Genomic DNA, 24920 nt, shown 5'->3' with positions numbered 1-24920 from the left:
ACTCTTTTTTCAATGGTTGGACGATCTCCTCGTCGCGTCCTCGGATGCCCTTGCGCCAGTACCGAAAGCAGTGGCGCCGCGGCCTCGGCGCGGGGATACTGTGCCGATGCCTCGGGACACCGCTTATCACGGCGCGCTCGGCGACGCCTTCGCCGAACACGCCGCCACCGGCGCGTACAACGCCTACACCGACCGGCCCGCGATGCTCGGCCTCGCCGGGGACGTCAGCGGGCGGCGCGTCCTCGACCTCGGCTGCGGTGCGGGCCTCTACGCGGCCGCGCTCCTCGACCGCGGCGCGACGGTCGTGGGCGTCGACGGCAGCGCCGAACTCGTCGCCCACGCGAAGGCCTTGGTCGGCGACCGCGCCGACCTGCGCCTGCACGACCTGGAGCGGCCGCTCGACTTCGCCGCGGACGCCTCGTTCGACATGGTGCTCAGCGCCCTCGTCATCCACCACCTGCGCGACCGCGCCGCACTGCTCGCCGAGGTCTTCCGCGTCCTCAAGCCCGGCGGACGGTTCCTGGTCTCGACCACGCACCCGGCCGCCGACTGGCGGCACTTCGGCGACTCGTACTTCTCGGACGAGTGGGTCGACCTGCACGTACGGGATGACCTGCCGCCGATCCACTTCCAGCGCATGACGATCGAGACCCTCACCGGCGACCTCCTCGCCGCGGGCTTCGCGATCGAGCGGCTGGTCGAGCCCCGCCCGGTCCCCGAGCTGGAGGTCGTCGACCCCGAGGCGTTCGCGAAGCTCAGCGCCCGGCCGTCGTTCCTCGCGATGCGCCTGCGGCGCCCGCTCGGGGCCTAGCCCGCTCAGTCCGCGAGCCCCGCGTCGTGGACGAGGAGCGCCAGCTGCACCCGGTTGTTGAGCCCGAGCTTGCTCAGCGCGGCCGAGACGTGCGTCTTCACCGTGGGCACGCTCAGGTGCAGCGCCGCCGCGATCTGCGCGTTCGAGCTGCCCCGGCCGACCTCCACGGCCACCTCGGTCTCGCGGTTGTTCAACGCGCCCAAGCGCTCCCGGGCCTCGCCGCGGCGGTCCACCGGAGCGCCGCCCGCGACGATGCCGATCAGCCGCCGCGTCACCTCGGGCGAGAGCACCGGCTCCCCGGCCGCCACACGCCGCACCGCCGCCACGATCGCGGCCGGCGGCGTGTCCTTCAGCAGGAACCCGCCCGCCCCGGCGCGCAGCGCCCGACGCACGTGGCCGTCGGCCTCGAACGCGGTGAGCACCAGGACCTCCGGCGCGTTCGGCGCGGCCCGCAGCCGCTCGGTCGCGGTCAGGCCGTCCACGCCCGGCATGTGCAGGTCCATGAGCACCACGTCGGGCCGCAGCCGCGCCACCAGCTCCGGCACCTCGGAGCCGCTGCCGGCCTCGCCGACCACCTCGAGGTCCCCGGCGCCGCCGAGGATCATCCGCAGGCCGGCGCGCACCAGCGGATCGTCGTCCACGACCAGGATCTTCACGGGGGGCGGCTCGCTCATGCGGTCCAGGGTAGCCACGCGTGCACCCGCCATCCGCCAGCGGCCGTCGCCCCGTACTCGAGCCGCCCGCCCGCGAGCGCGGCCCGCTCCTCGAGGCCGATGAGGCCGTGGCCGGAACTGGAGGCGGGGGCCGGCCCGCCGTCGCGGCCCGGCCCGTTCACCACGGTGACGCTGAGCCCGTCCGCGGCCCGTCCCTCCACAGTGACCTCGACGGGCGCGTCCTCGGCGTGCTTGCGGGCGTTCGTCAGCGCCTCCTGCACGATCCGGTAGGCGGTGCGCCCGGAGCGCTCGGGCACGTCGCCGTCCACGTCCGCGGCCAGTTCGATCCGCATCGCGGGCCGGGCCTCCTCCACGAGCGCGTGCAGGTCCGCGATCCGCGGCTGCGGCAGCTCGCCGATCGGGGCGCGCAGGATCGCGATGATCTCCCGCAGGTCCCGCATCGCCAGGGTGGACTGCTCGCGCACGACCCCGGCCGCGCGGGCCAGCTCCTCGGGCGGGGCGTCGGGCCGGTACTCCATGCCGCCCGCGTGCAGGCTGAGCAGCGAGAGCCGGTGCCCGAGCATGTCGTGCAGCTCGCGGGCGAGCTCGTCGCGCGCCCGCTGGCGGGCCCGCTCGCGCTCGTCCTGCTCCGCTTGGGCCGCACGGGCCTCCAGCTGGCGCCGGTACCGCGAGAACAGGCCCCATCCGGCGACCGCCGCGTGCAGCGACAGCCCGAACCCGATCGACACCGCCAGGGGCATCTCATCGGGCCTGACGACGATGTAGACGCCCGCCGCCGCGAGCGAGGCCGCGTACACCCACGCGGCGGTGCGCAGGGGCCGGCGCACGACCACCGCGTACAGCATCACCAGCAGCGGGAACGCGATGGTCTCGGAGTAGGTCGAGGCCAGGACGAGCGGCACGGCCGCCTGCACCGGCCAGCGCCGCCGCAGCCACAGCAACGGCAGCGCCAGCAGCCCGGAGGCCATGTCGACGTCGAACAGCCAAGGGGGCGAGGGCATTCCGGCGTTCAGGCGCTCCCCCGCGATGAACAGGTAGACGAACACGCCGACGGCGAACACGCCCAGGTCCACCGCCACGCCGCGCGCTCCGCGCCTCGTCTTCTCGCCGCTCATGCGCCCGAACCTATCCGCCCCCCACCGCTCGCGGCGAGCACCGCGGCCCTATCCGATACTTTCGTCGGCCCTGACGATCCGTCGGTCACGCTCTGATGCGACGGAGGTCGCCGTCCAGCCGGTCCGTGCTGCATTGAATCCGTTGCGGGCGGCCACGGACTGCGCGAGGCTTGAGCCATGCACGAGGCGCTCACCGACGGCACGGTCACGCTCCTCCCTCTCGGACCCGGCGACTTCGCGGCCCATTACGCGGGGGAGGACGAGGAGCTGGTGCGCTGGCTCAGCGGAGACCCCGCCACCCCGGAGGGCCTGCGCCACTACCTGGAATGCTGCGACCGCTGGTGGCGCGACGGCGGGCCGTTCCACACCTTCGGCATCCGCACGGGGCCCGAGCTGGCGCTCGCCGGGACCGTGGACGTCCAGACCGGCCAGTACTACCTGCGGGAGGGCCAGGCCAACCTGGCGTACGGGCTCTACGCGCCGTGGCGCGGCCGGGGCCTGGCGACCCGCGCGGTGCGCCTCGCCTGCTCGTACGCGGCCGCGATCGGATGCACGGAGGCGGTGATCCGGTGCGAGCCGGCGAACACCCGCTCGGCGGCCGTGGCCGCCCGGGCGGGCTTCGCGTTCCTGCAGCGCCGCAGCGAGCCCGACGGCAGGGTCCTCGACTGGCACCTGCGCGACCTGCGGCCCGCGCCGCACGTCACTTCCCCTCGATCGCGTCCTTGAGGCGCCGGTCGAGACCGCGCAGGTCGGGAGCGGCGTCGTTCGCCAGCTCCGGATGGAGCGCGTCCCGGAACGCGCGGCTGAACTGCGTGTACCGCTCGACCGCGGGCCGGCGCCCCGGCCCTTGGCCGGTGAGCGCGTCGTAGAGCTCGTCGGCCTCGACCCTCGGCCCGGCCGCCGCCTCGCACGCGTCCCCCGAGGGCGGCACGGCGTTCGCGTTCTGCGCGATCGCGTCGAAGTACGGCTCGTGGCGGGTCGCCGCGAAACTGCCGCGCTCGAACAGCAGCTGCTCGCTCGTGGGGCCGGTCAGGAACTCGATCAGCGCCCGGGCGGCGTTGCGGCGCGTCGAGTGCGCGCTCACCGCGAGGCTCCCGCCGCCGAGCACGCCGCCCGGCATCGGCACCACCCCGACCGCGAAGTCCAGTTCGCACTCCTGCAGGGTCCTGATCACCTGCGGCCAGTGCCGCAGGAACGGCACCCGCCCGGTCTGGAACGCCGCGAGCGCGTCGGCCTCGTCGTGCTGCAACGCCTCCTGGAGGATCACCTGGGCGCCTTCGCGGACCTCCTCGTGCAGGTCGCGGGACAGCTCCTCCAGGACGCCCGCCGCGTCCGAGCGCTCCCCGAAGTCGATCATGCCGTCCGCCTCGTCGACGGCGACGCCGCTGGCGAGCAGGTACTCCCAGACGTTCACGGTGAACCCCTCGTAGGGCGCCAGCTGCATCGCGATCCCGCCGTCGAAATCCGGGTTCGCCTCCAGCATCCACCCGATGGTCTCCCGCAGCCCGTTCCAGTCGCCGATGGACGCGGCCTCGGTGGCGCTCAAAGTGCCGGTGGCGTAATCGGAGTCGGCGCCCTCCCGGTAGTAGAGCATGCCGACGTTGGTGTGGAACGGCAGCGCGTACAGTTCGCCGTCCACGCGCCCGGTCGCCAAGGGGTGCCGCAGGAACCCCTCCGTGTCGGCGTCCTTGAGCGCTTCCAGGTGCCCGGCCTTCGCGAACTCGGCGATCCACGGCACGTCGAGCTCCACGGCGTCCACGTCGGCGCTCCCGGACTGGAGCGTGGCGTGGATGGCGCTGAACTGGAGGTCGGCGATCCCCGGGAGCTCCACCATCTCGGCGGGGTGGCCCGGGTACCGGGCGTTCCACTGCTCGACCAGGAGCCGGCGCTGGCCGTTCGCGGTGTCGTCGCGGCCGGCCAGCAGGCGCAGGGGCCGGCCGCCGAGGTCCTCCCAGGGCCGGGCGGGCTCGCGCGAGCCGTACAGGTGGCCGCCGCTGAAGGCCCCGAATCCGGCGATCGCGCCGGCCGTCCCGATCATCAAGGCGCGCTTGACCGCCTGCCTTCTGGTGAGCTCAGGCATCGCCGCTCCACAACTGGTTGAACAGCCCGTCGAACGTGGTGGTGATCTGCTGCTGCTCGGCTTCGAAGCAGGTCACGCGCGGGTCTTCGGCCAGGGCGCTGAAGGTGGCCGAGCGGCACGAGGCGTCGCCGACGGCGATGAGGTACAGCGCGACCCGCGAGTCCGCGAGCTGGTCGCGGACCGCCGCCGCCGTGGTCGCGGAGGTGTCGGCGTCGGCGCCGTCGGTGAGGACCACCATGGCGCTGACCCGTTCGCCCTCGCGGGCGGCCTCGAGCGCGGCGATGCCGTCGACGACCGTCTGGTGGAGGTCCACGCCGTGGCTGACCTCGGTGGCGTCGAGCCGCGCGGCCACGTCCTCGCCCGGGTCGGGCCCGATGCCGAGCACTTCGGTGTGCGAGGCCGACCCGTCGGCCGGGAACGTCCACAGTCCCACGCGGTCGTCGGCGCCGAGGTAGTCGAGCGCTGCCGCGGCGCCGTCGGCGGCGAGGTCGAACCGGCTCGCGCCGCCGCCCGCGGATTCGTCCATCGTCGCCGAGCGGTCGATGGCGAGCAGCACGTCGGTGGGGACCCGGTTGTGCCCGTAGACCTCTTCCAGCGCACGGAACTCGCCGGCGCTGATCGGGTCGGCCTCGACCGGGAAGTCGTTGTCGAACGCGACGTCGCCGGCGATGACGCCGCCGTCGTACTGGACGTCGCGCACGCCCATGTCCGTCGGGCTCCAGCGGTCGTCCTCGCCCGCGAGCCAGGCGCGCAGGTCCTCGGCGGCGCCGGCGCGCCGGGACGCCCACGGGTCGTCGCTCCAGCCGAGCTCGACCGCCTGGTAGTCGAGCGATCCCAGCTCGGTGCCGTAGATCGGCGCGAGCCCCGAGCGCGGGCTCTCGGTGAGCGCGCACTCGTCGCCGAGGGACCCGCCGGTGTTGTAGCGCGCCAGGGCCGCTTCGGTGGTGAGCACCGCCGCCGCGGGGTTCGCGCCCTGCTTCGCGAGCTGGCACAGGACGGCGGTATCGCTGGGGGACAAGGCGATGCCGGTCGCCGCGGCGGCGTCGGCGAGCCGGTTCTCCATGCGGGCGCCGATGCCGCCGGGCTCGGCGTCCGGGCCGTAGAGCGCGCGGAGGAACAGCAGGCCCGTGGTCGAGACGGCGGGGTCGGATCGGAGCACGGGGGTGCCGTAGGCGTCGCCGAGTTCGGTGATGAGTTCGTGGAGCGGGCGGTCGGCGGCCTGGGAGCGATCGTTGAACCCGCGTTCGAACACGCTGTCGGGGACGGCGAGCACCAGTGGCGTCCGGCCGATCGGCGCGGTGTCCTCGGGGGCGAAGACCTGGTAGTTGACCGCCGAATCGTCCAGCAGGCCGTAGGCCAGGTCGACCTGGGTCTGCGATTCGGCGATCCAGAAGTGGGGTCGGGGGCCGACGTCGCGCAGCGGCTCGAACGGCTCCTCGTCGTCCGCTCCGGCGGGCTTCCAGCCCTGGGCCATCGCCCGTTCCACATCGGGCCACGAGGCGCTGAAGGCGGTCACGTTCGTCTTGCGGCACCGGTGTCCGTCGATGTTCCGGCGGTTGAACTCGGCGATCGACTCCTGGAACCAGGCCGCGCCGTCCGCCGGTATGAGCACCGTGAGCTCCACCGGGTCGGCGCAGTGCGAGAAGTACCGGTCGTAGACCCGGTTGAGCACGGGGTGCAGGACGAAGCCGAGGATCAGGGCGCACACGATCGCGAAGGAGAGGGCCGTGAACCCGGCGAACCCGGTGGCGCGCTTGCCCCTGCCGATCTGGAACCGGGTCCACAGCAGCTGGAGGATGATGACGCCGATGCCGATGGCGACCAGCACGCTGCTCCACGGCCGCGGGGCCGTGCCGAGGAGCAGCTGGACGAGCATCCCCAGTGCGCCGCCGATGGTCACCGCGGCACCGCTGAAGTAGACGGCCGGCGGCGTCCATGAAGCGAGCGCCTCCTCCACGATGCGCGCTATGGCGGGCTCGTCGAGCGGCGCCTTCCGGGGCGAGGCGGCTTGCGCGTCTTCGCTGTCGGGGTTCGCGTCTTCGGAGGGTTCGGTCCGGTCGGGTTCTGCTGCGGGCACTGGCGGCTCCGTTGCCGTGTCGCGGGGGAGTGTCGTCCGAGGATGGTTCCGGGAAGGATGCAGAACAGTATGCCGCAACCGCGCTCCCATCGGGGAAGGTCGATGTTCGCACCCGTACCCCCGCCGCGCCCGCGACCCGGCACAATCAAGGCATGATCACCATTCGCCCCATCGCACTCGAGGACGCGGAGCCGATCGCGTCGCTGCGGCGCGAGGGCCGCGACTACCTCGCGCCCTGGGAACCAGTCCGCGGCGAGGCGTCGTTCACCGCGGCAGGGGTGCGGGTGGAGATCGAGGCCGCGTTCGCCCGCGCCGACGCGGGCGTCGCGCTCGCCTACGCGATCGAGGACGACGGCCGCGTCGCTGGCCAGGTCTTCCTCAACTCGATCGTGCGCGGCCCGTACTTCCGCTCGTGCAGCACCGGCTACTGGGTGGCGAAGGCCGCGGCCGGGCGCGGCGTCGCGACCGAGGCCGTGCGCCTCGCCAAGCGGATCGCGTTCGAGGACCTGCGTCTCGTCCGCGTCCAGGCCGAGACCCTCATCGACAATTACGCTTCCCAGAAGGTCTTGCAGCGCAACGGCTTCGAGCCGATCGGCATGGCCCCCGCCTACCTCAAGATCGCCGGGAGGTGGCAGGACCACCTGCTCTTCCAGGTCCTCAACCCCGAGATGGACTGACCGTGGACTGCAAAGTCAACTACCCCGAGATCGGCGCGACCCGCGCCGGCCCGCTCCCGCACGGCTACCGCCACCTCCACCGCTCGGTCGACCTCGACGCGCCCTTCGCGGCGGCCGCCGAGGTGCTGATGACCTGGGGCCTGCACGAGCGCTGCGGCCTCCACCCCGAGGCGACCGCCGCCCGCGCCGCCCCCGGCGTCGAGGTCACGCTCCGCTTCGCCGGGCTCCTGCACATTCCGTGCCAGGTCGTGTGGGCCGAGGAGACGCCCGGGCGCGCCGGGTTCGGCTACGGCTCCATGCCCGGCCACTCCGAACGGGGCGAGGCCGGGTTCCTCATCGAAGCCATCGACGACCGCGTCCGCTTCTCACTGCGGTCCTTCTCCGTTCCCGGCAGCACCGCCGCCCGCCTCGGAGCGCCCGTCGCGCGGTTCCTGCAGTCGCGTGCCACCGACCACTTCGTCGACACGATGCGCGAGGCCTGCGGTACGTCCTGACGGCTCGCAGGCGAGAGTGCGAACTCACGGATCGGCAGCGTCGCGACGGGCGCGCGTCCACGACTCGCTAACCTCGCTAATAGCACACACGTACGACTCGAAAGCGTTGCCCGAAAAGCCGCATAAGCGGCATTTACCCTGATTCCCGGTTCCCGGGAGGCCCGGCCCGTAGATTTCGGACTGTGGAGCGCTGACACGGAGGTGAGGACATGGACATCGCGCTGCTCGGCGTCGGCCATCTCGGCGAGGCGGTGCTCGCCGGGCTCATCGACTCCGGCCTGCCGCCCGCCCAGATCTGGGCCACCGCCCTGCCCGCCGAGCGCGCCGCCCGGCTCGCCGACGCGTACGGCGTCGAGGTCGGCACCGACAACCCGAGCGCGGTCGCCGAAGCCGACGTCGTGATCATCGCCGTCCCGCCCGTCGCGGTCGGGCCCCTGCTCTCCGCGATCGGCCCCTCCCTCGCGCCCGAGGCGGTCGTCGTCTCCCTCGCCGCGGGCGTGCCCCTCGCCAGGCTCGCCGAGCGCCTCCCCCCGGGCACCACGGCCGTGCGCGCCATGACCAACATCGCCGCCCGCGCCCGCCGGGCGGCCACCGCGCTGGCCGCGGCCGAGGGCACCGACCTGACCGAGATCGAGGACCTGTTCGACCGCATCGGGGTCACCGTCATCGCCGATGAGTCCATGATGGATCTCATCACGGCCGTCGCCGGTTCGGGTCCGGCGTTCCTGTACTACCTCGCCGATTCGATGACGAACGCCGCCGTCGACGGCGGCATGGACCCGGTCGACGCCCGCGTCCTGATCGACCAGATGCTGCTCGGCGCGTGCCTGCACCTGCAGGACTCGGACGAGCCGCCCGCCGCGCTCCTGGAGCGGATCGCGACTCCCGGCGGCACCACGGAGGCCGCCCTCGCCTCCCTGGACGAGTCGAATGTGGACGAAGCGATCAGGGCCGCCGTCGCCGCCGCGGCCGAGCGCGGCGGTGAACTTCCAGGGGCCTGATACGCTCCGGCCCGCCCGGTTGGTTGTCCCGGTACACAAGCGACTTTCGTGAGAACTGCCTCGTTGCGCCATAAAGCGAGACACGCCACGATGGGTGCATGAAACGTCTTCGCCTCATGGTGGTCGCAGCCGCTGCGGTCACCGCCTCCCTCTTCCTCGCGGCCCCGGCCAACGCCCAGGACGCCGCCCCCGAAGCCGCCCCGGAAGCCGCCGCGGCGGCCGACCCCTGGAACGGCCAGATCTTCCTCACCTTCGACGACGGCCCCGGCGGCGCCTACACCGACGACATCCTCGAAGTCCTGGAGGCGAACAACGCCAAGGCGACGTTCTTCCTGCTCGGCCAGAACGCGCAGCGCGACCCCGCCCGTGTCGACGCCATCCTGGAAGGCGGCCACACGCTCGGCAACCACACCTGGGACCACCCGGACATGACCACCCTGACCCGCGCCCAGATGGACTCGCAGATCGGCCGCACCCAGAATCTGCTCGAAAGCCACGGCGCCGAAGTGAACTGCTTCCGCCCGCCGTACGGCGCGCACAACACCACCGTCAACCAGGCGATCACCGCCGCCGGACTCCAGCGGCAGCTGTGGAACGAGGACACCCGCGACTGGGCCCGGCCGGGCGTCGACGCGATCGTCAACGTGCTGCTCGGCGCCACCCCCGGCGACGTGGTGCTCATGCACGACGGCGGCGGCGACCGCTCGCAGACCGTGGAGGCGCTGGAGATCGCGCTGCCGCAGCTGGCCGCCAAGGGCTACAAGTTCGGCATCTCCCCGAAGTGCAGCCCCACCGCCTAAGCAGACCCGGCTCATTCGGCCGCTTCCCTCGCACTGCCTGCAGCGCAAGGGAAGCGGCCATTACGGTGCCGCGCGCCTGCGGCGCGGGAACAGCACCACGACCGCCGTCACGGCCAACGCCGCCCCGGCCCACAGCATCAGCGTGTAGGCCGCACGGAGCCCGTTCGTGAACGCGTCGTAGGTGATCGGCGCGAACGCCGCATCGCCCGCGTTCTCGATGAAGACCGGCCGCCCCGCGGCGATCGCCCACAGCGCCGCACCCGCGAGCACCGCCCCGAGCGCGCCGATCACGAGCACCGCGACCCAGCGGCGCGGCATCAGGACCAGCGCGACCAGCAAGAGTCCCACCGCGATCCACGGCAGCCAGGTCGCCGCCCAGTCCAACCGGTCCACGGTGCGCTGCAGCTCCGGCACCTGCTCGGAGTCGAGCAGCACGTAGTCGGCCTCGACCTCGGGGATGTCCGCCGCGAGCGCCACGTCCGCCTCGACCATGCGCTCCTTGACGATCGACACGACCTTCCCCAGGTCGAGTACGAGCGTGTTCCCCTCCGCCTGGATCGACCCCGCGTTCTCGCCCTCGAGCGCCGAGACCAGCGAACGGTGCGCCTCGCGCACGGCGGCGTCCCACACCTCGAGGAACCGCGGACTCGCCACGAACGCGTCGACCTCGTTCCGGATGTAGCCCTGCAGGGTCTCCACCGCCGAGGCCACCAGCGACTCGACCAGCGCCGGGGCCGTCTCGGCACCGATCCACGCGTTCGCCTCCGCCGAGATCCGCTCGACGTCCAGCGCCTGCTCGATCTCCCGGGCGATCAGCGCCGCGATACCGGCCTGCACCTGCTCGTCCTCCGCGATCACCGCGGTCCGCTCGGTGAACCGATCGGTGTCGAGCAGCTCGAGCCGCGCGTAATAGGCCGCCACCGAACCGGTGACGGCCACGACGGCGAGCACGCACGCGAGCGCGGCCAGGACCCAGCGGACCACGTGCCCCGCGCTCTTGCGCCATTGCGGCTCGGGCACCGCTGCGGCCTCCTCGGGCGTGGCCGCCTCGGTCGTCTCCTCGCCCACGTGCCGCTCCGATCAGGTCAGGTAGGGCGCGATCAGCGGGTAGACCAGGTCCATCCGCACGGCCTGGTTCGGGCACCCTCCGAAGTGGTGGAGGCCCACGACCTGGCCGGTCGAACGGCTGATCACCGGCGAGCCCGACGACCCGCCCTCGGTGTCGCACCGGTACGCGAAGTCCGTGTCCGCGACGCGCCCGTCGCGGACCGCGCCGCCGACCAGGCAGTTCGAGCCGAGCCCGGGCGGCTCGGACGAGCTGGCCGACGCGATCCGCAGCGGCCCCCCGCCCGGGTGCTCGGGAATGTAGATCTGCTCGTGCAGTCCCACGGGCGCCGAACTGGCCTGCAGCGCGGGCAGGTGCGCGATCCGCTCCGGTTCGGCCACGGTGAACAGCGTGAAGTCCAGCCCCCAGTCGGTCGTCAGCACCCCCGCGCCGCTCACCTTGAGCGGTGTCCACGTCGCACCGCCCGCGCAACTGATGCACTCGTACCCGAACTGCACCTCGGTCACACGCGCCTTGGCGCTCGAACTGAAGCAGTGGTTGTTGGTGAGGAGCCGGTCGACCCCGGCGATCCAGCCGGTGCAGTACGACTCGCCGCCGATGAGGAGGCGCGCGACCGACCGGGACGCACCGTACGCGACGGGGTCGGTCTCCTTGTAGCACACGGCGTGGAGCGAGTCGTCGCGTCCGCAGACGCTCTCCGCCCGGGCCGGGCCCGGGCGGCTCGCGAGTTCGGCCTCGTTGAGCCCCCGCGAGTACTCGGCGACGCGCGCCGATGCGGCCGTGCCGTCGTCGGCGTCGTGGAGCCGCACCTCCGCGGCCTCGCCCTCGATCGAGAGGGCCCACAGCCCGCCGTCCTCGACGTCGCCCGCCTGGTACTCATAGGACTCGGCGCCGTCCGGACCCGCGACGGTGATCGCGTCCCGCGCGCCGAGTTCGACCTGGTCGAAGCGGACCTTGATGAACGCCGCGTCCGCGTGCGCGATCGTCTCCGCGCCGCCGGGGTCGAGCTCGATGCCGGCCGGCTCGCGCTGGCCGATCTGGTCGGACCGGTACTGCGGCGGCTCGGCGGCGGTCGCGTGCGGTGCCCAGACGATCGCCGCGGCGGCCGTGAGAGCGGTGGCGGCGGCTCGGGCGAGTGCGCGTCTGGCCTGCAAGTGGACCTCTTCCGTTCGTCGCGTGGTTCGGTCGTGCCAGGTCAGTTGCTGTAGTCGTTCTTGTAGTCCTCCATGCGGTCGGACCAGCTCTCCCAGCCGCCGACGGCCAGCGCGATGCCGAACACGACGACGACGAGAATGGAGATCCAGCCGAGGATGATCGCCGTGTTGGCGAGTCCGCTGCCGGAGTTGTTGCGGGACTTGATCTGGCTCTTCGCCACATAGCCGAGGATGAGGGCGAGGATGCCGATCGGGCTGCACAGCCCGACGATGGAGAGCACGAACGCGCCGATGGCGAGCCCGTTCATCTCTCTGGGCATGGTGACCTGCGCGCCCGGTCCGTACTCCTGCGTCATGACGCCTCCAATGCAGACGGTGAGTGTGCGCAGTCTACGAAGGGATGCGGCTGGTCTGAGGAGTTTCGGGGAATCAGGCCCGGCGCTTGAACCAGGTCACGGTGGCGGCGATCGCCTGGTCGAGCGGGGTCACCCGGACGTGCTCGGGGAAGGCGGCGCGGAAGGCGGTGTCGTCCACGATCCAGTCGCGGTCGCGCTGGTACCAGGTCTCGCCGAGCTCCTTGACGACCGGATTGAACGCGCCGATCAGGCGCTGCATGCCGCGGCCGAGCGAGGCGCTCCTGGGTCTCCCGCCGGCGGCCTCCCACACCAGGTCCAGGAACTCGGTGCCGGTGGTCGGCGGCGCGACCGGCAGGTGCCACGCGTATCCGTCGGCCTTGGGGTGCTCGCCCAGGGTGACGAGCCCGGCGGCGATGTCGGGCAGGTAGGAGACGGTGTGCGGCTCGTCCGGTTCGCCGATCCAGCGGGCGGTCTTCCCGGCGACCGCGGCGGCGAAGATCTGGGGTCCGAGGATGGTGTTCAGGCCGCCGGGTCCGAAGTAGTCGGAGGCGCGGCCGAGGCTGGCGCTGACGCGCCCTTCTCGGTGGGCGTTGAGGATCATCTCGGCGACCCGGGCGCGGGCGCGGCCCTTCGGGAACGCGGCGGCGTTCGGCAGGCCCTCGTGGAGGGGCTCTTGGACGGGCCCGTACATGTACAGGTTGTCGGCCATGACGAGCCGCGCCCCGGCCTTCTCGACTCCGGTGAGGACGGTGTCGGTGAGGCCGACGAACTCCTCGGCCCACCGGGCGTAGGGCGGCTGCGCGCACTGGTAGACCACGGCCGCTCCCGCGCAGGCCGCGGCGGCGCCGTCGGCGGTGGTGATGTCCGCCTGGAATCCTTGCGGGCCTTCGGCATTGCGGCTCACTGCGCGGACTTCATGCCCGCGTGCGGTGAGCTCGGCGACGACGGACGAGCCGATGGCGCCGGTGGCGCCGAGGACGACGTGCAGGTCTGGCATGGGGTGCTCCCGGTCTCCTGGTCGGTAACGCTGTCATGAAACCTACGAGGCGGAGTCCATCCGCGCGGCCAGGGCCTCGGCGCCGTCGAGGATCAGGCCCAGGCCCAGCTCGAAGAGGCCGTCGAGGTCGAGGTCGTACCCCTCCTGCAGGGCGCCGAAGTGTCCGAAGAGCTTCGAGAAGTGCGGGTGCGCGCTCACGAAGGCCGGATCGCCGAACAGCGGCTGGTACTGGAGGTCGGTCCACTCGTCCGAGGACAGGCCGGTCTCGGAGACGGCGGCGTGGTCGGCCTCGAAGTTCGCGGCCAGGCCGAGGATGTGGCTGAACAGCAGGATGTGCAGCTCGAAGTACCGGTGCGGCGGGAGGCCGAGCCCTTCGAGCGCGCCGAGGAGGCGGTCCCCGAGCCTGATGATGTTCGGCAGCGGCAGCGGCCTGGTGAGCGGCTGGGTCCGCCCGAGCCAGGGGTGGGCGCGGTGCAGCCGCCACAGCTCCCGCGACAGCGACTCCACTTGGGACCGCCACGGCGCGGCCGGGTCGCGGTCGAACGCCGTGGACCCGTAGACCGCGTCCGCCATCGCGGTCACCAGCTCGTCCTTGTCCTCCACGAACCGGTACAGCGACATCGGCGCCACCCCGCACCGGCTGGCGACCGCGCGCATCGAGACCGCTTCCAGCCCTTCGCCGTCGGCGATCTCGACCGCCTCGGCGAGCAGGCGCTCCCGGGTGAGTTCCGCGGCCTCGGCGCCCCTGGCGGCGGCGCGCCTCGGCGCGACCACCGTGCCCGAGCGCGGCCGCGTGATCACCAGTCCCTCGGCGCGCAGCACGTCCAACGCCTTCGTCGCTGTGGCCAGTGCCACACCGAATTCCTGGGCGACCTGCCGAGTGGACGGCACCTTGTCGCCCGGAGCCAGCTCCCGATCGGCGATGCGCCTGCTCAGCTCGGCGGCGATGCGCGCGTACGGCGGCTCGGTCGGCTCGGCCACGGCGGCCCTCCCTCAGGTCTGTACTACGACAGATCCTAACCGCACCCCGCCTCCAGACCCTCACCTGTACTAGGGCAGTTCAAGGACGTATTTGCAGGTCAACCGCGATTTTCATACGGTAGTCCCCAGCAACTCAGTACAACGTATCCGGAGGAACCCATGACCGCCGTCCTCAACCGCACCGTTCTCATCTCCGGCTCCAGCATCGCCGGCACCGCCCTCGCCTACTGGCTCCGCGAGCAGGGCCTCACCCCCGTCGTCGTCGAGCGCGCCCCGCAGCCCCGCCGCGGCGGCCAGGCCGTCGACATCCGCGGCGCCGCCCTCCAGGTCCTGCGCCGCATGGGGCTCGAAGACCGCGCCCAAGCCCTCAAGAACCACACCAACGGCATGAACATGCTCGACCCCGCGGGCAACGAGGTCTTCCGCTCCGAGGAGTTCGCCCTCTCCTCCGGCAGCCTCGACTCCGACGACATCGAGATCCTCCGCGACGACCTCGTCGACCTCATCCACGAGCAGACCCACGGCATCGAATACCGCTACGACGACTCCATCACCGCGATCCACCAGGGGACCGACGGCGTCACCGTCGAGTTCGAGCGCGCCCCGACCCGCCGCTTCGACCTCGTCGTCGGCGCCGACGGCCTCCACTCCAACACCCGCAAGACCGCCTTCGGACCCGAAGCGCAGTACCTCCACCACCTCGGCACCTACCTCGGCGTCTTCAGCCAGGAGAACTACCTCGGCCTGGACCGGTGGCAGACCTGGTTCAACGGTCCTTCGAACGACGGCGGCGCCACCGGCGGCGCGGTCATGACCGTCCGCGACAACACCGAACTGCGGATCTACCTCGGCTTCGCGGCCGCACCCATCGACTACGACCACCGCGACACCCAGGCGCAGAAGCAGCTCGTCGCCGACCACGTGACCGGCTTCGGCTGGGAGGTCCCGGGCTTCCTCGAACGGATGTGGAAGGCCGACGACTTCTACTTCGACGCCATGGCCCAGATCCGCATGGACACCTGGTCCGCGGGGCGCGTGACCCTCGTCGGGGACGCCGCCCACTGCGCCGCGCCCCTCTCCGGCCAGGGCACGAGCCTCGCCCTCGTCGGCGCCTACGTCCTCGCCCTCGAACTGGGCCGCACCGGCGACCACGAACTGGCGTTCGCCCGCTACGAGCGGCGCATGCGCCCCTTCGTGGAGGTCAACCAGGCGCTGGCCCTCATGGACCCGCAGGCGACGCCCCCGGAGGTCCGCACCGCCCGCACCGACGAGGCCAAGAACGCCATCGACCTGGACGCGCTCCTCGACTAGCAGCCAAGGGCCGCAACGGCACGCACCGCACCCGCACCCCTGCCCGCTCCCACCCCGCTCCAACCGGGCTCCCACTGCTCAGGCAGCCCATCACGCGGATCGAAAACAATTTTTCGCGGTACCGATGAATCCGGAACGGCCGCGGCGTCCTAATGGGCATAGCACCGAACGACACGAACCGAGGAGATCCGAGATGAGCACCGACGAGACCGCCCGCACCTACACCCTCACCGCCGAAGCCGACGCCCCCGTCGACGCCGTCTGGGCCGCCTGGACCGAGGACGCGCCGTACGAGGCCTGGAGCTACTCGAAGCCGGGCTCGGTGTCCATGGACCCGACTCCGAACGGCCGCTACACCGCCACCGTCGTCACCCCCGACGGCCAGGAGTTCCCGATCACCGGCCGCTACATCGAGGTCGTCGAGAACGAACTGCTCGTCATGGGCATGGACACGCCCGGCGGCGGCGAAGAGGTCATGCGCCTCGATCTGGTCGACCTCGGCGAGAACCGCACCCGCCTCACCATCTCGCAGACCTGCTCCACCAAAGAGGAGCACGACATGGCCAAGGAGGGCAGCCAGATGCTGCTCGACTCCTGCCTCGCCTACCTCGCAAAAGCCTGATCCCCGCGGAGGCGCCGGGGCCGGCCCACCAGGAGCCGGCCCCGACGCGCCCGCCCCCCTCCGTTCAGGCACCATTGGAGCCCCACCGCCCCGGCCGCACCAGCGACCGGGGCCGAACCTTGAACGGAGCCGGCATGATCGGCATCACCGGCGCGACCGGCGGCATCGGCTCGGCCGTCATCCGCCACCTCCTCGCCGCAGGACGCGACGACCTCCTCGCCCTCGCCCGGCGCCCCGAAGCCCTCCCGCCCGGCCCCACCGCCCGGCGCGCCGACTACGACGAGCCCGCGTCCCTGACCGAGGCGTTCCGCGGCCTCGACACCCTCGTGATGGTCTCCAGCGACGGCACCGCCGAGACGATGGCCCGCCACCACCGCAACATCATCGCCGCCTGCCCGCCCGACGTGCACATCGTCTACACCAGCATCATCGACATCGCCCCGGACTCGCGCTTCTACTACGCACCCGGCCACCGGGAGACCGAAGCCCTCCTCGCCGACCGCCCCCACTGCCTCGCCCGCACCTCCGTCTTCGCCGACTTCTTCACCGCCACCTGGCTCGGCTCCGCTGCGAACGGCACCGCTTCGAACGGCATCGCAACGGACACCGGCGAACTCGCCCTGCCGCTCGGCGACGCCGGCACCTCCCTCGTCGCCCGCGAGGACGTCGCCCGCGCGCTGGCCGCCGCCGCGACCGCCCGCATCGAAGGCGCCGTCGACCTCACCGGCCCCGAAGCCCTCACCGGCGACCAGATCGCCGCCGCCGCGACCGCGGCGCACGGAAAGCCCTTGCGGTACAAGCCGATCGACGACGCCGACTACCGCGAACGCCTCGCCGCCGACGGCGGACCCGAGTGGCTCATCGAGGCCTACGCCAGCATGTTCCGCTCCGTACGCGAAGCCCGCTTCGCCGCCGCGCCCGGCGACGTCGAACGGCTCACCGGGACGCCCCCGACGACCTTCGCCGAGTACCTGCGACGCTAACGCCCATGCAGCTCACCGCCGACCACCTCAACCGCGCCACCCTCGACCGGCAGTCCCTCCTGCAACGCCGCCCGAACGGCGTGGTCGACGCCGTCCGCGCCGCCGTCGCCGTCCAGGCCCAGTCGCCCGCGTCCCCCTACATCGGACTGTGGAACCGCATCTCGGGCTTCGACCCCGCCGACCTCGACCACGCGTTCACCGCCTTCGACCTCGTGCGCGGCAACCCCATCCGCATGACCCTCCACGCCGTCGCCGCCGCCGACTACCGGCCGTTCCGCGAAGCCACCGAGCCCTCCCTCTACGCCGCCAAACTCGGCACCCGCATCACCGAAGCCGGCATCACCGCGACCGAAGCCGCCCGGCACGCCGCGGACCTCCTCCCGTTCACCACCGAGCCCCGCACGGCCCGCGACTGCGAAGCCCTGCTCGCCGAACGGCTCGGCCCCGACACCGCGAAAGCCGCCTGGCCCGGCATCCGCCAGTACGCGCCGCTCCTGCGCGTCCCGCTCGGCGGCCCCTGGCGGTTCAACGAGAAGGTCGCCTACCTCGCCCCGCCCGACCGGCCCGCCCTCGGCGACCGCGACGCCGCCGACCACGCGCTCGCCGACCTCGTCCTGCGCTACCTCGCCGGATTCGGCCCCGCCTCGATCCCCGACGTCGCCCAGTTCGCGATGGTCCAGCGCGGCAGGGTCAAACAGGCCGTCGCAGCCCTCGGCGAACGACTCCGCCAACACCAGGGCCCGCAAGGCGAAACCCTCTACGACCTCCCCGACGCCGCGATCCCCGACCCCCAGACCCCCGCACCGCCCCGCCTGATGGCCATGTGGGACAACGTCTTCCTCGCCTACCACGACCGCAGCCGCACCATCCCCGCCGACCTGCGCGCCGCCGTCATCCGCAACAACGGCGACGTCCTCCCGATGATCCTGGTCGACGGCCGCGCCGCCGGCGTCTGGCGCACCACCCCCGCCGGCATCGAGGCGACCGCGCTCCGGCCCCTCACCGACGACGACTGGACCGGGCTCGCCGCCGAAGCCGAAGCGCTCGCCGCGCTCCTCGCCGACCGCGACCCCGATGCGTACTCCCGCTACCACCACTGGTGGCCGCGGCTCCCCGCAGGCCGGACCGTGCTGCTGGCCCCTCGGTTACGATTTCGGCCACCGCCCCGCCCCCGAACCGGAAGGAGCCCGCCATGAGCGGTCGCGAGCACCACTACGAGATCACGATGCGCTGGACCGGCAACACCGGCGAAGGCACCGCGAACTACCGCGCCTACGGACGCGACCACGATCTTCTCGCCGCCGGGAAGCCCGTGATCCAGGCCAGCGCCGACCCCGCGTTCCGCGGCCAGCCCGAGCGCTGGAACCCCGAGGAGCTGCTGGTCGCCAGCCTCGCCGACTGCCACATGCTCACCTACCTGTCGCTGTGCGCGCGTGAGCGCCTCGTCGTCACCGCCTACGAGGACACCGCGACCGGCACCATGGGCGAGGACGGGCACGGCGGGCGCTTCACGGAGGTGACCCTCGCCCCGGTCGTCACGATCGCCGACCCCGAGAAGGCCGACCGCGCGCTGGCGCTCCACCACGACGCGAGCAAGGACTGCTTCATCGCGAACTCGGTGAACTTCCCGGTCCACCACCGCCCGACCATCCACATCGGATGACCGATCAGACCGGCGTGCAGGGCACCGTCTCCGGGATCTCGTAGCGTCCCTGCACCTCGGCCTGGAAGCTCGCGTCGACGCTCTCGCCCGCGTCGATCGCGGCGTTGAACAGGACGTCGCCGTACCGCTCACCCTCGATATGGGCGATGCCCCAGGTCGCGGTCACACTCAGGTGCTTGATCCCGATCTGCACCTCCCAGCCGTCGACCGGGTCGGCGCCGGTGTTGGCGATGGTGACGGTGACCGACACCGATTCGCTCCACTCGTTGTCGAGGGTCAGCGAGGCCGTGCACTGCGGGCCGGTGACGATCGCCTCCGTGGTCCCGGCCGGCTCGCTCGCGGCCGCGCTGCTCGAGGCGGCCTCGGTCGGCGATGCGGAGACGGTGGGGGAGGGCGGTGCCGGGGCGCTGCTCGGCGGGGTCTCGGCGACGGCCGCGGCGCTCTCGGTGGTGGCGGTCTCCTCGTCGTCGAAGCGGGCGAGGTCGGGGTCGTGGTCGTCGCGGAGCGCGCTGAACTGCCAGACCGCGGCGGCCGAGACGAGGACGGCGACCGCGATGAGCACGAGCATCAGGCGGCCGTGGATGCGTCCGCGGCGCACGGCGCGGTTCATCCATGGGCGCATGGGGAACTCCTCGGGCAGGATCGGGTTTGCGGGGTTTGCGGCCTATGGGCAGGGCGCGGGACTCTATTGTGTAGAGCCAGGGAGCAGAGTACCTGAGATGCGGTGTACGAGGCCCCGCGCGCAAACCCGAACTGCCTGGACCCGCGCCGGTGGCCGGCGCGGATCCGGGCCGAACCGAAGGGATGTCCATGCGTGCCGTCGTAGTCACCGATTTCGATACCGAGCCGAGGCTGGTCGAGCTTCCCGTTCCCGATCCGGGCCCCGACGAAGTGCTCGTGCGCCTCGCCGCGGCGGGGGTGAACCCCTTCGACTGGAAGGTCGTCGAGGGCGCGATGCGCGGATCGGTGGAGCACGCCTTCCCGCTCGTGCTCGGCTCCGACGGGGCGGGCACGGTGGAGCGGGTCGGCGAGGGCGCGGACTTCGCGCCCGGTGAGCGGGTCTTCGGCCAGTTCATGGACGTCCAGCAGGGCCGCGGCTCCTACGCGGAGTTCGCGGTCGCCAAGGCCGCCAAGCTCGCCCGGATGCCCGCCGGCCTCTCGTTCGGCACCGCCGCGGCCCTGCCGACCGCGGGTGCGGCGGCCCACGACTTCGTGGAGGGCACCGGGATCGGCCCCGGCTGCACGCTGCTCGTCAACGGCGCGTCCGGCGGTGTCGGGCAGGCCGCCGTGCAGTTCGCCGCCGCGCAGGGCGTCAGGGTCATCGGCACCACCGACCCCGCGACCGCCGACTACCTGCGCGAGCTCGGCGCGGCCGAGACCGTCGACTTCACCCAGGGCCCCGTCGCCGAGCAGGTGCGCTCGGCCCACCCCGACGGCATCGACGCCATTGTGGACCTCATCTCAGGTCGCGGGGAGATCGAGCCGATCGCGGCGCTGCTCAAGCCGAACGGGGTGATCGTCTCCTCGAACGGGGCGGTCGACGACGAGGTGCTCGCCACGCGCGGCCTGCGCGGCGCGAACCTCTACGCCGACGCCCGCCCGGCGACGCTCAAGTCCCTCGCCGATGCGGTCGAGCTGGGGCAGCTGCGGATGCGCATCGACTTCGAGGTCCCGCTGGAGGACGCCGCGGAGGCCTTGGCGCGCTTGATGGCGGGCAAGTCCCGCGGCAAGACCGTGCTCCTCATCGAGTAGCCCGCATGAAGGCGGGGCCGGAGGCGCACGCCTCCGGCCCCGCTTCGTTCTCGTCTAGGCCGGGGCCGGCTCGGGCTCGGCGGCCTCCTCGGGGCGCTGCTCCGCCTTGATGCGCTTCTCGATGGTGTGGAAGAACAGGATCAGGCCGACCGTGAGCACGATGTGCCCGAATCCGGCGATGCCGGCGAGGGCCGAGTCGGCGGCGCCGGTCGGCTCGGCGTCGAGCACCGTCAGCGTCCCGCGCAGGATCAGCACGGCCACCGTGAGTGCCAGGCCGCCGTTGTAGACCCAGTAGAACCACTTGAAGAGGCGGCTCTCGCTGAGGGCGAAGACCTTCTCCAGGGCGAGCGCGATGAGGAAGAACAGCATGCCGAGTGCGAGCAGGTGGGTGTGGACGACGCTCAGCCTCGTCTCGCCCTCGAAGCCGCTGAGATGGGTGAGCTCGCGGTAGTACAGGCCGCTGACCAGGCCCAGGATCATGTAGATGTTGGCGGTGTGGAAGAGCAGTTTCACGTGGTACCTCGGGGATCGGTCACCGGTGGGGCGGGTGATGCGGGTGTCGCGAGGCCACCGTAGCGCCCCGCGGTGCGGCCGCCCGCCTCAGGAGCGGCCGCACCGGTTGCGGCTCAGGCGGATTCGACGGGCAGGCCCGCGCCGGTCCAGTCCTCGATGCCCTCTTTGTACTTGCGCACGTTCGTGTAGCCGAGGCCTTGGAGCCGCTCGGCGACCTGGCCGCTGTTGGGGCAGGCCTCGTTCGAGCAGTAGGTGACGATCGCGGCGTCGCGGTCGGGCAGGAGCTCCGGTGCGCGGGCGTCGACCTCGGCGAGCACGAGCGGGAGCGCCCCGGGCAGGTGCTGCTTCGCGTGGTACTCGCCGCCGAGGGCGTCGAGGACGGTCACGGTGCCGCTCGCGATCGCGGCCTGGAGTTCCTCGCGGGTGATGAGCGCGGTCATGGCATCGCCTTCCAAGTAAGTGGACTATAGTCCAGATGTGTACGACGATATTAACGGACCACGGTCCGTTTCTGCAACCCCGCTTGAGCTGCTGCGCACGCCGCCGCCGAAGGAGCGCGCCGACGCGGCCCGCAACCGCGCCGCGATCCTGGACGCGGCGGCCCGGCTCTTCGCCGATCAAGGGGTCGAGGCCGTCTCGATGGACAAGGTCGCCGCCGCCGCCGGGGTCGGCAAGGGCACGCTGTTCCGCCGCTTCGGCGACAAGGCCGGGCTCGCCGCGGCGCTCCTGGACGCGCGCGAGCGCGTGCTCCAGGAAGCGGTCCTCAGCGGCCCGCCGCCGCTGGGACCCGGTGCGCCCGAACGGGACCGCCTCACGGCCTTCGCGGACGCGTACCTGGACTACGCGCTCGAGTACCTGCCGCTCGTGCGCATGTCCGAGACGGCGAGTCCGGGCGCGCGGTACCGCATCGGCGCCTACCGCTTCTGGCACCGCCATGTCGCGATCCTGCTGCCGCGCGACGAGGACGCCGAGCACACGGCGCACGCCCTGCTCGCGATGGTCGACGCCGAGCTGCTGACCGCGCTGCTGCCCGAGCTGGGGGAGGAGCGCGTCAGGTCGGGCGTGCGCCGAATGTGGACCGCGGCGGGTCGGGCCTGAGCGGGCACGCGGTGCCCGCCCGCTCGGCCAGCTCTTCGCGCAGGGAGGCCAGCTCGGCCATCTTCGCGTCGACGACCGCGATCTTCGCCGCGAACAGCGCCGAGAGCGCGGCGGCCGAATCCGGCGCCTCCCTGAGCTCCGCGCCGTGCGCGGCGATCTCCGCGAGCGAGAACCCCAGCCGCTGCGCCGTGCGCACGTACGCGAGCCACGGGACCGCGTCCGCCGCGAACTCGCGGTAGCCGTTGGGGGAGCGGTGTGATTCGACCAACCCGGTCTTCTCGTAGAACCGGATGGCGTCCCTGCTCAGGCCCGACCGCTCCGACAGCTCGCCGATGCGCACACTGCCTCCCCGCTCCGCTTCGACTTGACCTTGGAGTGCACTCCACCGTTTACGGTAGGCCGTCCCCGCCACCCGAACGAATGGAGCCCCGCCATGACCGCCCTGACCCTCTCGGCCCCGAGCCGATCCGACGCATACCTGCGGCTCGTCCGCTCCAGCGCGGTCTACGACCTCATCGTGACCGCCGGCTTCGCCACGCCCTGGACGTTCATGCTCCTGCACGGCGCGCTCGACGCCCTGAGCGGCGCGCTCGGCCTGCGCGGCTTCCCCGAACTCGACCTCATGCAGGTCTTCTACGCCAACCTGATGGGATCGGTCGTCGTGGTCTGGTCGGTGCTGCGGGTCGTCCGTCCCCAAGTGCTGCACGGCCTCTTCGACGGGTTCGCCCGCGTCCTGTTCTCCGCGGCGATGGTCAACGCCCTCGCCCAAGGCGGCCCGCAGCTGCTGTGGGGCTTCCTCGTCGTCGAGGCCGCCTGGGGCGCCGTGCAGCTCGGACTCTGGAACCGGGCCCGCCGGGCCTGACTAGTCCTCGGGCGGCAGCGGCTCGAGCACCCGGTTGTGGTGGCGCTGGAACACCATCGAGGTCTGGAACCGCGCGACCTCGGGCCGCGTGCCGAGCCGGTCGACCAGGAACGCATGCAGCCGTTCGACATCGGACACGGCCACGTGGATCACGATGTCGCTGCCGCCGGAGACCACGAACAGGGTCACGACCTCCGGCCACGAGCCCACGGTCTCCCGGAACGACTCGTACGAGGACCGCTGGTGCTGGCGCAGCTGCACCGACACCAGCGCCTCCGCGCGCCGGCCGAGCGCCGCGAGGTCCACATCGGCGCCGTAGCCGCGGATCACCCCGCGCTTCGTCAGCGCCCGGACCCGCTCCAGCGCGGTGGACGGCGCGACCCCGAGCCGGCGGGCCAGCTCCCGGTTCGACAGCCGCGCATCCGACTGGAGCAACCGCACGATCGATGCGTCAAGTTCGTCCATCCGCGGATTATCGCCCCGATACCGGCCGAACGTTCGGCAGACCCCCGGTGCGGCCGAACGCCCGCTTAGCGTTGCTCCACATGAACGACCGACCACCGCCGCACGGCTCCCTGGGGACCGCGCGCGGCACCGCCCTCTACCTCGGCGCGATCCTCGGCCCCGGGGTGCTGGCCCTGCCCGGCCTGGCCGCGAAAGCGGCCGGGCCCGCCGCCCTCCTCGCCTGGGTCGCGCTCCTCGTCCTCTCGATCCCGGTCGCCGCCACCTTCGCCGAGCTGGCCGCGCGCAGGCCGGACGCGGGCGGCGTCGCGACGTTCACCCGCGCGGCCTTCGGCGACCGCGCCGCCGCCGTCTGCGGGTGGTGGTTCTTCAGCGTCATCCCCGTGGGCGCCAGCTCGGCCGCGCTCGTCGGCGCGGCCTACATCGCCGACGCCGCCGGGCTCGGCGGCACCGCCGTCACCGCCATCGCCGCGATGCTCCTGGCGATCGCGTTCGCCGCCAACCACATCGGCCTGCGCCTCTCCGGCGGCGCGCAGCTGATCCTCATGGGGCTGCTCATCGCGCTCCTCGCGGTCGCGTGCGCGGCCGCCCTGCCGCACTTCGACCCGGCGAACCTGCGCCCGTTCGCACCGCACGGCCTCGCGGGCGTCTTCTCCGCCGCCGCGGTCCTGTTCTACGCGTTCTCCGGCTGGGAGGCCGCGAGCCACCTCTCCGGCGAGTTCACCGACCCCACCCGGCAGCTGCGCCGTGTCACCGCGCTCGCCCTGCTCATCGTCGCCACGGTCTACCTGGCGCTCGCGACCGCCACCGCGGGCGTGCTCGGCGGGGGCGCCGCCGATTCGGCCGTGCCGCTCACGGACCTGCTCGCGTACGGCTTCGGTCCGGCGGCGGCGCCGCTCACCGCCGTCTGCGCGGCCCTGCTCAGCCTGGGCGCCATGAACACCTTCATCGCCGGGGCCTCCCGGCTCGGGGCGGCGCTCGCGCGCGACGGCGCGATGCCCGCGCCGCTGGCCAAGGGCCACGAGCCCGGCCGTACCCCGCACCGCAGCCTCGCGGTGCTCGCGGTCCTCTCGGGGACCGCGTTCCTCGGGGCGACCTGGTTCGGGCTCGGCCTCGACGTGCAGATGCGCGCGACCTCGGCGGTCCTCGCCGGGGTCACGGTCCTGGCGTGCGCGGCGGCGGTCCGGCTGCTCTCGGGCCGGGCCCGCGTCCGCGCGCTGCTCGCGACGGCGTGCACGGCCGCCATCGGCACCGCGCTCTCCTGGTACCTGCTGCTGCCCTTGGGGATCGCCGTACTGGCCCTCGCCTACCTGCGTCTGCGACGAGGGCGCCCCCTGCCGCACCCGGTTGCGGTGCGGCAGGGGGCGTAAC

General features: G+C 72.5%; 29 protein-coding genes. 15 read left to right on the top strand and 14 right to left on the bottom strand.

Annotated features, from left to right (window positions below):
• The first annotated feature begins 106 nt into the window (after positions 1–106).
• Positions 107–811 (top strand): class I SAM-dependent methyltransferase, encoded by a 705-nt coding sequence (locus QWI33_RS07915; protein ID WP_289956534.1) that lies wholly within the window; start codon positions 107–109, stop codon positions 809–811.
• Positions 812–816: 5 nt separating this feature from the next.
• Here the strand turns inward: QWI33_RS07915 and QWI33_RS07910 are convergent, their stop codons facing one another.
• A complete protein-coding gene (locus QWI33_RS07910; RefSeq protein WP_289956533.1) occupies positions 817–1485 on the bottom strand; it encodes a response regulator in 669 nt (222 codons plus the stop codon).
• Positions 1482–2600: a sensor histidine kinase gene (locus tag QWI33_RS07905; RefSeq protein WP_289956532.1), complete on the bottom strand. Its 1119-nt coding sequence runs from the start codon at positions 2598–2600 to the stop codon at positions 1482–1484. Before QWI33_RS07905 ends, QWI33_RS07910 begins: the two co-directional genes overlap by 4 nt.
• Positions 2601–2777: 177 nt before the next feature.
• Between QWI33_RS07905 and QWI33_RS07900 the strand changes: the two genes are divergently transcribed.
• The gene (locus QWI33_RS07900) at positions 2778–3326 is read left to right on the top strand and encodes a GNAT family N-acetyltransferase (protein WP_289956531.1); all 549 of its coding nucleotides are present in this window, start codon (positions 2778–2780) and stop codon (positions 3324–3326) included.
• On the opposite strand, the gene QWI33_RS07895 is transcribed toward QWI33_RS07900, so the two are convergent.
• A complete protein-coding gene (locus QWI33_RS07895) occupies positions 3301–4680 on the bottom strand; it encodes an extracellular solute-binding protein (RefSeq protein ID WP_289956530.1) in 1380 nt (459 codons plus the stop codon). The genes QWI33_RS07900 and QWI33_RS07895 overlap by 26 nt on opposite strands.
• The gene (locus tag QWI33_RS07890) at positions 4673–6757 is read right to left on the bottom strand and encodes a VWA domain-containing protein (protein WP_289956529.1); all 2085 of its coding nucleotides are present in this window, start codon (positions 6755–6757) and stop codon (positions 4673–4675) included. The genes QWI33_RS07895 and QWI33_RS07890 overlap by 8 nt, the downstream gene beginning before the upstream one ends.
• A gap of 152 nt (positions 6758–6909) precedes the next feature.
• Between QWI33_RS07890 and QWI33_RS07885 the strand changes: the two genes are divergently transcribed.
• The 4 genes from QWI33_RS07885 to QWI33_RS07870 all read left to right on the top strand — a co-directional run bounded on the left by QWI33_RS07885 (position 6910) and on the right by QWI33_RS07870 (position 9729).
• Complete coding sequence (locus QWI33_RS07885; protein WP_289956528.1) at positions 6910–7434, top strand: GNAT family N-acetyltransferase; 525 nt, start codon at positions 6910–6912, stop codon at positions 7432–7434.
• Positions 7435–7436: 2 nt separating this feature from the next.
• Complete coding sequence (locus QWI33_RS07880; protein WP_289956527.1) at positions 7437–7928, top strand: DUF1990 domain-containing protein; 492 nt, start codon at positions 7437–7439, stop codon at positions 7926–7928.
• A gap of 209 nt (positions 7929–8137) precedes the next feature.
• Entirely contained in the window at positions 8138–8929 is a 792-nt protein-coding gene (gene proC, locus QWI33_RS07875; RefSeq protein ID WP_289956526.1) for a pyrroline-5-carboxylate reductase, read from the top strand.
• 98 nt (positions 8930–9027) lie between these two features.
• Positions 9028–9729, top strand: coding sequence for a polysaccharide deacetylase family protein (locus QWI33_RS07870; protein WP_289956525.1), 702 nt, complete (start codon positions 9028–9030; stop codon positions 9727–9729).
• Positions 9730–9789: 60 nt separating this feature from the next.
• Here QWI33_RS07870 and QWI33_RS07865 read toward each other — a convergent pair whose 3' ends face one another.
• From QWI33_RS07865 to QWI33_RS07845, 5 genes are all read right to left on the bottom strand, one after another.
• Positions 9790–10797, bottom strand: a complete 1008-nt coding sequence (locus QWI33_RS07865; protein WP_289956524.1) for a hypothetical protein — start codon at positions 10795–10797, stop codon at positions 9790–9792.
• A gap of 12 nt (positions 10798–10809) precedes the next feature.
• Positions 10810–11949, bottom strand: coding sequence for a trypsin-like serine peptidase (locus QWI33_RS07860; RefSeq protein WP_289956523.1), 1140 nt, complete (start codon positions 11947–11949; stop codon positions 10810–10812).
• 41 nt (positions 11950–11990) lie between these two features.
• Positions 11991–12305 (bottom strand): DUF4190 domain-containing protein, encoded by a 315-nt coding sequence (locus tag QWI33_RS07855; RefSeq protein ID WP_289956522.1) that lies wholly within the window; start codon positions 12303–12305, stop codon positions 11991–11993.
• Positions 12306–12378: 73 nt separating this feature from the next.
• Complete coding sequence (locus tag QWI33_RS07850) at positions 12379–13302, bottom strand: NAD-dependent epimerase/dehydratase family protein (RefSeq protein WP_289956521.1); 924 nt, start codon at positions 13300–13302, stop codon at positions 12379–12381.
• 42 nt (positions 13303–13344) lie between these two features.
• Complete coding sequence (locus QWI33_RS07845) at positions 13345–14283, bottom strand: GntR family transcriptional regulator (protein WP_289956520.1); 939 nt, start codon at positions 14281–14283, stop codon at positions 13345–13347.
• Positions 14284–14442: 159 nt separating this feature from the next.
• On the opposite strand from QWI33_RS07845, the gene QWI33_RS07840 reads away from it, so the two are divergent.
• The 5 genes from QWI33_RS07840 to QWI33_RS07820 all read left to right on the top strand — a co-directional run bounded on the left by QWI33_RS07840 (position 14443) and on the right by QWI33_RS07820 (position 18862).
• A complete protein-coding gene (locus QWI33_RS07840) occupies positions 14443–15594 on the top strand; it encodes an FAD-dependent monooxygenase (RefSeq protein ID WP_289956519.1) in 1152 nt (383 codons plus the stop codon).
• A 193-nt stretch (positions 15595–15787) separates the two neighbouring features.
• On the top strand, positions 15788–16216 hold the full coding sequence (locus QWI33_RS07835; RefSeq protein ID WP_289956518.1) for an SRPBCC family protein: 429 nt from the start codon (positions 15788–15790) through the stop codon (positions 16214–16216).
• 134 nt (positions 16217–16350) lie between these two features.
• Positions 16351–17199, top strand: coding sequence for an NAD(P)H-binding protein (locus QWI33_RS07830; RefSeq protein WP_289956517.1), 849 nt, complete (start codon positions 16351–16353; stop codon positions 17197–17199).
• Between the two features lie 5 nt (positions 17200–17204).
• Entirely contained in the window at positions 17205–18395 is a 1191-nt protein-coding gene (locus QWI33_RS07825; protein ID WP_289956516.1) for a winged helix DNA-binding domain-containing protein, read from the top strand.
• On the top strand, positions 18392–18862 hold the full coding sequence (locus QWI33_RS07820; RefSeq protein ID WP_289956515.1) for an OsmC family protein: 471 nt from the start codon (positions 18392–18394) through the stop codon (positions 18860–18862). Before QWI33_RS07825 ends, QWI33_RS07820 begins: the two co-directional genes overlap by 4 nt.
• A 4-nt stretch (positions 18863–18866) precedes the next feature.
• On the opposite strand, the gene QWI33_RS07815 is transcribed toward QWI33_RS07820, so the two are convergent.
• Positions 18867–19484, bottom strand: a complete 618-nt coding sequence (locus QWI33_RS07815; RefSeq protein WP_289956514.1) for a cellulose binding domain-containing protein — start codon at positions 19482–19484, stop codon at positions 18867–18869.
• Positions 19485–19672: 188 nt separating this feature from the next.
• On the opposite strand from QWI33_RS07815, the gene QWI33_RS07810 reads away from it, so the two are divergent.
• A complete protein-coding gene (locus QWI33_RS07810) occupies positions 19673–20614 on the top strand; it encodes an NADP-dependent oxidoreductase (protein WP_289956513.1) in 942 nt (313 codons plus the stop codon).
• Positions 20615–20668: 54 nt separating this feature from the next.
• Here the strand turns inward: QWI33_RS07810 and QWI33_RS07805 are convergent, their stop codons facing one another.
• Together QWI33_RS07805 and QWI33_RS07800 are read right to left on the bottom strand one after the other, a co-directional pair.
• Positions 20669–21127 (bottom strand): DUF2871 domain-containing protein, encoded by a 459-nt coding sequence (locus QWI33_RS07805; RefSeq protein WP_289956512.1) that lies wholly within the window; start codon positions 21125–21127, stop codon positions 20669–20671.
• Positions 21128–21240: 113 nt separating this feature from the next.
• A complete protein-coding gene (locus tag QWI33_RS07800; protein WP_289956511.1) occupies positions 21241–21567 on the bottom strand; it encodes a rhodanese-like domain-containing protein in 327 nt (108 codons plus the stop codon).
• Between the two features lie 37 nt (positions 21568–21604).
• Here QWI33_RS07800 and QWI33_RS07795 point away from each other — a divergent pair, with 37 nt between their 5' ends.
• Positions 21605–22225: a TetR/AcrR family transcriptional regulator gene (locus QWI33_RS07795; protein ID WP_289956510.1), complete on the top strand. Its 621-nt coding sequence runs from the start codon at positions 21605–21607 to the stop codon at positions 22223–22225.
• Here QWI33_RS07795 and QWI33_RS07790 read toward each other — a convergent pair.
• Positions 22179–22565, bottom strand: coding sequence for a MerR family transcriptional regulator (locus QWI33_RS07790; protein WP_289956509.1), 387 nt, complete (start codon positions 22563–22565; stop codon positions 22179–22181). The two genes, QWI33_RS07795 and QWI33_RS07790, sit on opposite strands and share 47 nt — an antisense overlap.
• 93 nt (positions 22566–22658) lie before the next feature.
• On the opposite strand from QWI33_RS07790, the gene QWI33_RS07785 reads away from it, so the two are divergent.
• A complete protein-coding gene (locus QWI33_RS07785; RefSeq protein WP_289956508.1) occupies positions 22659–23087 on the top strand; it encodes a hypothetical protein in 429 nt (142 codons plus the stop codon).
• Here QWI33_RS07785 and QWI33_RS07780 read toward each other — a convergent pair whose 3' ends face one another.
• Entirely contained in the window at positions 23088–23552 is a 465-nt protein-coding gene (locus QWI33_RS07780; protein WP_289956507.1) for an Lrp/AsnC family transcriptional regulator, read from the bottom strand. It lies immediately after the preceding gene.
• Between the two features lie 80 nt (positions 23553–23632).
• Between QWI33_RS07780 and QWI33_RS07775 the strand changes: the two genes are divergently transcribed.
• Positions 23633–24919 (top strand): APC family permease, encoded by a 1287-nt coding sequence (locus QWI33_RS07775; RefSeq protein ID WP_289956506.1) that lies wholly within the window; start codon positions 23633–23635, stop codon positions 24917–24919.
• The last annotated feature ends 1 nt before the right edge of the window (position 24920 follow it).

This window comes from Glycomyces tritici (assembly GCF_030403505.1).
The sequence above is the reverse complement of the archived record's forward strand: the minus strand, read 5'-3'. Positions and strand labels throughout refer to the sequence as shown.